This is a genomic window from Segeticoccus rhizosphaerae (assembly GCF_009192725.1).
Classification (GTDB): domain Bacteria; phylum Actinomycetota; class Actinomycetes; order Actinomycetales; family Dermatophilaceae; genus Segeticoccus; species Segeticoccus rhizosphaerae.
In genome coordinates this window covers 1-6921 of record NZ_VOHR01000209.1, presented here as the reverse complement: position 1 = coordinate 6921, position 6921 = coordinate 1, and the positions used below count along the sequence as shown (strand labels likewise).

5 protein-coding genes are annotated in these 6921 nt (G+C 71.7%); all 5 read left to right on the top strand.

Going from position 1 to position 6921, the window contains the following annotated elements; genetic code table 11:
* Positions 1 to 106: 106 nt before the first annotated feature.
* Positions 107 to 1141, top strand: a complete 1035-nt coding sequence (locus FRW57_RS15025) for a L,D-transpeptidase (RefSeq protein ID WP_275263151.1) — start codon at positions 107 to 109, stop codon at positions 1139 to 1141.
* Positions 1142 to 1180: 39 nt separating this feature from the next.
* Complete coding sequence (locus tag FRW57_RS15020) at positions 1181 to 2248, top strand: serine hydrolase domain-containing protein (protein ID WP_162308151.1); 1068 nt, start codon at positions 1181 to 1183, stop codon at positions 2246 to 2248.
* 58 nt (positions 2249 to 2306) lie between these two features.
* Positions 2307 to 3953 (top strand): amidohydrolase, encoded by a 1647-nt coding sequence (locus FRW57_RS15015; RefSeq protein WP_152186367.1) that lies wholly within the window; start codon positions 2307 to 2309, stop codon positions 3951 to 3953.
* Positions 3954 to 4453: 500 nt separating this feature from the next.
* Positions 4454 to 6055, top strand: coding sequence for an apolipoprotein N-acyltransferase (gene lnt, locus FRW57_RS15010; RefSeq protein WP_152186366.1), 1602 nt, complete (start codon positions 4454 to 4456; stop codon positions 6053 to 6055).
* Between the two features lie 8 nt (positions 6056 to 6063).
* The gene (locus FRW57_RS15005) at positions 6064 to 6879 is read left to right on the top strand and encodes a polyprenol monophosphomannose synthase (RefSeq protein ID WP_152186365.1); all 816 of its coding nucleotides are present in this window, start codon (positions 6064 to 6066) and stop codon (positions 6877 to 6879) included.
* Positions 6880 to 6921 lie beyond the last annotated feature (42 nt).

The following is a 6921-nucleotide window of genomic DNA, read 5'->3' as shown; positions in this document are numbered from 1 at the left end:
CGGCCCCGGCTCGGCATCCTCGCCCGCCGACCGGTCGGCCCCCTCCGCCACCCCTTCGACGGCGACCTCCTCGGCCGCTCCACAGGCGCCCCCGGTCGCCATCACCGTGCGCCCGCGGGCAAGCAACGACATCAGCCCGGTGACCCCCATCGTCGTGACCGCCAGCGAGGGACGGCTCCGCTCGGTGGCCGTCACCGACGACGCCGGCCACCACGTCCCGGGCGACTTCGCCCAGGACCACCACCGCTGGACGTCGCACGGCGACCTCGACTTCGGCACCGACTACCGCGTCCGCACGGTGGGCCTGAACGGCGACGGGCGCACCAGCCGGGACGCCACCACGGTGTCCACCCTGTCGCCGCGCAGCACGGCATACGCCCAGGTCGTGCCGGCGCCGGAGATCGTCGGTGACCAGGTGGGCATCGGCCTGCCGATCGGCGTGCAGTTCACCAAGCCGGTCACCGACCGCAAGGCGGCTCTCGAACAGCTCCACGTCACCTCCACACCGGCTCAGCCCGGCGCGTGGCGCTGGATCGACGACCAGCACGTGCACTACCGGCCGAAGCACTTCTGGAAGCCCGGCACGACGATCCACCTGCGCGCCGACGTCTTCGGCACCGACCTCGGCGGAGGGGTCTACGGCGCGGCGGACAACGAGGCCACCTACCACGTGCACGACGCGTGGGTCGCCAGGGCGAACGGCGCCACCAAGACGCTGACCGTCTACCACCAGGGGCACCGGGTCAGGAGCTTGCCGATCTCGCTCGGCAAGCCGGACATGCCGACGCACAGCGGGATCCACGTCATCTCGTCCAAGCAGCAAAAGGTCGTGATGGACTCCTGCACGTATGGCGTGTGCTCGGGTCCCAAGGCCTACAAGCTCACCGAGTACTGGGCCCTGCGCATCTCCAACAGCGGCGAGTACGTCCACGAGAACCCGGAGTCGGTGGCGGAGCAGGGCTCGCGCAACGTCTCCCACGGCTGCATCAACCTCAGTCCCGCCAACGCGAAGTGGTTCTACCGCCACTTCGGCATCGGGGACGTGGTGGAGGTGAGCCACTCCGGCGGCAAGGCTCTGCCGGTCTGGGACGTCTACGGCGACTGGTCGCTCTCCTGGGGACAGTACCGTCAGGGTGCCTGACCCGCCTCGCTCCGGTATGCCGTGTGCTTGGCTGGCCCGGTGACGACCGCACTCCTTGCCCCACTGATCCGCGCAGGTGTGTCCGGCGCCGCCCTGGCCGCTGCGCTCGATGGCGCCGTGGTGCACGAGGAGCAGGCCGGGCACCTGGCGACCTGGCAGAGCGCCGAGCAACGGCTGCCGCAGGATCGGCTCGAGCAGGTGCGGCCCACTACCTTGTTCGACCTCGCCTCGGTGACCAAGCTCTACACGGCGGCCGTCGTGCTGCGCCTGGTCGACGAGGGCGCGCTGGCCCTGGACGACCCGGCGGCGAAGTACGTGCCGGGCCTCGGCGCCGGCGAGGAGGTCACGCTGCGCCACCTGCTCACCCACACGTCCGGGCTGCCGTCGGTGACCCAGTGGCAGGCCTGGCCCGAGGACGTCGAGCAGCGGTGGAACGTGGTGCGCGCCACCGGCCGGGAGGCTGCGGTGGGCGCGCGCCACGAGTACTCGTGCGTCGGTTACCTGGTCACCACCCTGGTGCTGCGTGCCGTGGCGGGTGCGCGACTCCCCGAGCTGGTGGACCGGTTCATCACCGGGCCGATGGGCCTGCGGGACACGATGTTCCACCCGGGGGCCGAGGACCGCACGCGGTGCGCCGCCACGGAGCACCAGTCGCAGAACGCGCGGGGCATGGTGCAGGGCGTGGTGCACGACGAGGCGAGCTGGAAGCTGGGTGGCGAGGGCGGCAACGCGGGCCTGTTCGCGACGGCGGGCGATGTCCTGCGATTCGGGGAGATGCTGCGCTGCGGTGGCGAGGACCCGGCGACCGGCCGGCGCATCCTCTCGGAGTCCGCGGTGGGGGAGATGACGCGGCAGCAACTGCCCGACGGCGTCGAGGCGGAGTTCGAGCAGGGCATCGGGTTGCGGCTCGGCAACCTGCGCCTCGGCGGCCGCAGCAGCCACGAGAGCGTCGGACACGGCGGGTTCACCGGCACCGCCCTGGTCATCGACCGCGACCTGCACCGCACCACGGTGCTGCTCACCAACGCGGTCCACCCGCTGCGTGAGCGGCTCGACGTCGCCCCGCTGCGGTGCGAGCTGCTCGACCACGTGCGGGCGCTGGGCTGAGCCACGCCCGCGCCGACCCCGGTGCCGAACGGTGCCGGCAGGCGGAGAGACTGAGCACATGACTCAGCAGGAAGCCGCATCGCCCTCGTCCACCCTGTACCGCGGTGGGTTCGTCTACAGCCCCGTCGACCCGTTCGCCACGGCCATGGTGGTGCAGGACGGGAAGATCGCCTGGGTCGGTTCCGACGAGGCCGCCACCGGGCACGCGGACAGTGTCGACGAGGTGGTCGAGCTCGACGGGAGCCTGGTGACACCCGCGTTCGTCGACGGGCACGTGCACTCCTCGATGACCGGGCAGGGGCTCGACGGCGTCGACCTGTCGCAGACCTCCTCCCTGACGGAGGCACTGCGGCTCATCGAGACGGCGGCGCGCCACGGCCGGGGGCGGCCGCTCTATGCGCATTCCTGGGACGAGACCAACTGGCCGGAGGGGCGGCCGGCCACGAGTGAGGAGCTCGACCGGGCCACCTTCGGCGGGGTCGTCTACATGCCACGCGTCGACGCGCACTCCGCCTGCGTCACGACCGCCCTGGCCACCTCGGCGCGGGCCCAGGGACTCGACGGTTGGGGCGGCACCGGGGTCGTGGTCCGGGAGGCCCACCACGCGGTGCGCGACATGTTCTACGCCGGCATCACCCCGGCGGACCGACGCCACTACATCGACCTGTCGATGCGCGCGGCGGCCGAGGCCGGCATCGGGCTGGTCCACGAGATGGCAGCGCCACACATCGGCGCTCCCGAGGACCTGGCCGACGTCGTCGCCGCGGGCGAACGGGGCGACGGGCCGCAGGTGGTCCCCTACTGGGGTGAGCTGGTCGACGGCGAGGCCAGGGCCCGGGAGCTCGCGCGCGCCTACGGCGTCCGCGGTCTGGCCGGCGACCTGTGTGCGGACGGCTCGATCGGCTCGCGGACGGCTCACGTGCGCTCGCCCTACCTCGACGGGGCGGACCCGGACAACTGCGGCTACGGATACCTCAACGTGGACACCGTGCGCGACCACGTCGCAGCCTGCACGTTGGCGGGGCTGCAGGCTGGCTTCCACGTGATCGGCGACGCCGCCCTCGACACCATCACCGAGGGCTTCCGCGCCGCCGCGGAGCTCGTCGGAGCCGACCGCGTCCGAGCTGCCCGGCACCGCCTCGAGCACATCGAGATGGTCGACGAGGCGGCCATCGCCACGCTCGTCGAGCTGGGGATCTACGCGAGCGTGCAGCCGGTCTTCGAAGCCTGGTGGGGCGGCAAGGACGGGATGTATGGCGCCCGGCTGGGTGCGTCACGGAGCCTGGCCAGCAACCCCTACGGCAGCATGGCGGCCGCCGGAGTGGCGCTCGTTCTCGGCTCGGACACGCCGGTCACGCCCTTCGGGCCGTGGGAGGCGATCCGCGCCTGCGTCAACCACCACGAGCCGAGCCAGCGCATCTCTGCCCGGTCGGCCTTCCTCGCACACACCCGCGGGGGCTGGCGAGCCGCGGGCATCGACGACCGGGGCTACCTCGACCTCGGGCAGCCGGAGACCTTCGCCGTCTGGTCGGTCGGCGACCTGGTCGTGCAGGCACCGGACGACCGCATCCAGACCTGGAGCACCGACCCCCGTTCGGGCACGCCCGGACTGCCCGACCTGTCGGAGGACGCCGACCTGCCGGTCAACCTTCGCACCGTCGTCCGGGGGCGGACCGTCTTCGATCGCGAGGGCGCGTTCGACTGAAATGTCTTCCCCTTGTTGCTGGCGGAGGGCGTCATCGGTGACGCCTTCCACCAGCAACAACCACGCCTTCCGAGCGACTTGGTGAAGCCTTTACCTGACCTTTCGGCGTGTCGTCCGCGACACGCCGAGGGGCCCAAAAAGACTGTCGCGCGGGCAATTTCGTGGCAGAGCCGCTGACCTGCGCCTTTGCGCATCGTCGCAGGTCAGCGGCCGGTTGACAGAGAACTGGCAAGGGGTAGGTTTTGGCGAGTTGCCCGCAGTTCCTCCCAGAGTTCGGCGGTCGACGGCGAGGTAGAACCGGGGTCCAGGGCGGCTTGCGCGCGCAGCCGCCGTGCAACCAGATCCACGGAGACTGCCGCCCGTCTGCCAGTTGTTCCCTCGGGATGCGGACGACGGGAGAGCCCGTGCGCTTAGTAGACAACAGCCCTGTGTCGGCAGCCGGTCGGCACGGAGTTGGTCCCAACGGCAGCACGGGCTCTCTCGTGTCCTAACGTGGCTTCGTGCACCGCTACCTCCTCGCGATCGGCTCCGGCCTCGCGCTCTGGTTGGCGTTTCCCGACCACAACCTGTGGCCCCTCGCCATCGTCGGCGTTGCCCTCCTGGCGCTGGCCACCCGGGACGCCGGGCCGGGGCGTGGGTTCCTGCTGGGCCTGGTCAGCGGCTGCGCCTGCTTCATCCCCCTGCTGTCCTGGTCGGGCATCTACGTCGGCCGACCGCCCTGGTTCGCGCTGTCGGTCCTGGAGGCCCTCTTCATCGCGTTGCTCGGATGCGCCAGCGGGCTGCTGCAGGGTCGGCCGTTCCTCGGACGGCGCCAGCGGTGGCCGTCGCTCGCCGGTCACCAGCGGGTGCGACCGCTGGTCATCGCCCTGCTCTGGGTCGCCCAGGAGTGGTTGCGCTCCAGGCAGCCGTTCGGCGGGTTCCCCTGGGGACGCCTCGCCTTCAGCCAGGCCGATTCGCCGCTCGTCCACCTCGCGGCCTGGGCGGGTGCGCCGCTGGTCACGTTCGCGGTGGCGCTGGCCGGGGGAGGGCTGGCAGCCGGTGTCGCCCGGGTGGTGTGGGCACGGACCGAGAGGGGCGTGCTCGCGCGGGTGCTCAAGGGCGTCCCAGCCGTGGCCGGGGCGGTCGCACTCACCTTCCTGCCGGTCCTGATCCCGACCCCGGTGGACGGACCGAAGGTCACTGTGATGGGGGTCCAGGGCAACGTCCCTCAGGCCGGGCTGGAGTTCAACGCGCAGCGGCGGGCCGTCCTCGACAACCACGCCACGCTGACCGAGACCGCGGCACGCGAGGTGCGCTCGGGCGACCTGCCGCAGCCCGACCTCGTGGTCTGGCCGGAGAACTCCTCCGACATCGACCCGCTGCGAAACGCCGATGCCGCCGAGGAGATCAACCACGCGGTCCGTGACATCGACGCCCCCGTCATCGTCGGGGCGGTGCTCGACCAGCCCGCCCCGGACGTGTCCAACGCCAGCCTGCTCTACCTGCCCGGCAAGGGGCCCGTGGACCGCTACATCAAGCGACACCCGGTGCCGTTCGCCGAGTACATCCCCTACCGGTCGTTCTTCCGGCACTTCAGCGACAAGGTCGACCTGGTCAGCCGGGACTTCACGGCCGGCCACAAGGTGGGCATCTTCACGGTCCCGTCCCGGCACGCAGGGACGATCGTGGCCGGCCCGACCATCTGCTTCGAGGTCGCCTACGACGGCCTCGTGCGCGACGCGGTGGACGCGGGCGCCAACCTGCTCGTGGTCCAGACCAACAACGCCACCTTCGGCTACTCCGACGAGTCGCAGCAGCAGCTCGCGATCTCGCGGCTGCGGGCGGTCGAACACGGCCGCTCCGTGGTGCACATCTCCACGGTCGGGGTCAGTGGACTGATCACCCCCGACGGAACGGTCCACCAGCGCAGTTCGTTGTTCACAGCAGCGCTGCTCTCGGGGCAGCTGCCCCTGCGAGACGACATCACGCTCGCCGACCGCGTGGGGGACTGGCCCGAGGGTGTGGCGTCGGCGACCGCGGCGCTGCTGATCCTGGTGGGGATCGGGCGGCGACGGCTCGGTAGGGTGGCGCAACGCCCCGAACCCCAGACCCGCGAACCCTGAGGACGCGAATGACACAGGCTTCCGTCGGCTCCACCGGATCCCGCGGGGGTCCGGTGGGCCAGGTCGTCGTGCTGATCCCCACCTTCAACGAGCGGGAGAATCTCCCACAGATCGTGGCCCGGATGCGCACGGCGGTCCCGGAGGCGGACGTGCTCGTCCTCGATGACAACTCCCCGGACGGCACCGGCGCAGTCGCCGACGACCTGGCCCGTGACGACCGGCAGGTGCGGGTGCTGCACCGGCCCGGCAAGGAAGGACTCGGCGCGGCCTACCTGGCCGGATTCGAGTGGGCCCTCGCCCACGGGTATGACGTGCTGGTCGAGCTGGACGCGGACGGCTCGCACCCGCCGGACCGCCTCCCGGCGATGCTGGAAGCGCTGCGGGACGCGGACGTCGTGATCGGCTCCCGCTGGATCCCCGGGGGCTCGGTGGTCAACTGGCCGAGGCACCGCGAGCTGCTCAGCCGCGGCAGCAACCTCTACACCCGGATCCTGCTGGGCATGCCGGTCCACGACGCCACGGCCGGGTTCCGGGCCTACCGTGCCTCGGCGCTGCGGACCCTCGGCCTGGGTGACGACACGGCCCAGGGCTACTTCTTCCAGGTCGACCTGACCTGGCGCGCGGTCCGGGCCGGGCTGCGGATCGTCGAGGTGCCCATCACGTTCGTGGAGCGCGAGGTGGGGGCCTCCAAGATGAGCCAGGACATCATCAAGGACTCGGCGGTGCGGGTGACCCGCCGGGGCGTGCGCTATCGCCTCGAGCAGCTCAAGGGCCTGCCGAGGGTGGCCCGGCGGGAGCCGACGTGGCACCAGCTCGAGGACTGAACCCGCCGGGCGGCGGCGCGCCGTCGGGCCGACCGGCGCGCG

Bases quoted from the DNA above. Each gene is read 5' to 3' on its own strand.
- FRW57_RS15015 (WP_152186367.1), top strand. From the start codon at position 2,307: ATGACTCAGCAGGAAGCCGCATCGCCCTCGTCCACCCTGTACCGCGGT.
- FRW57_RS15005 (WP_152186365.1), top strand. From the start codon at position 6,064: ATGACACAGGCTTCCGTCGGCTCCACCGGATCCCGCGGGGGTCCGGTG.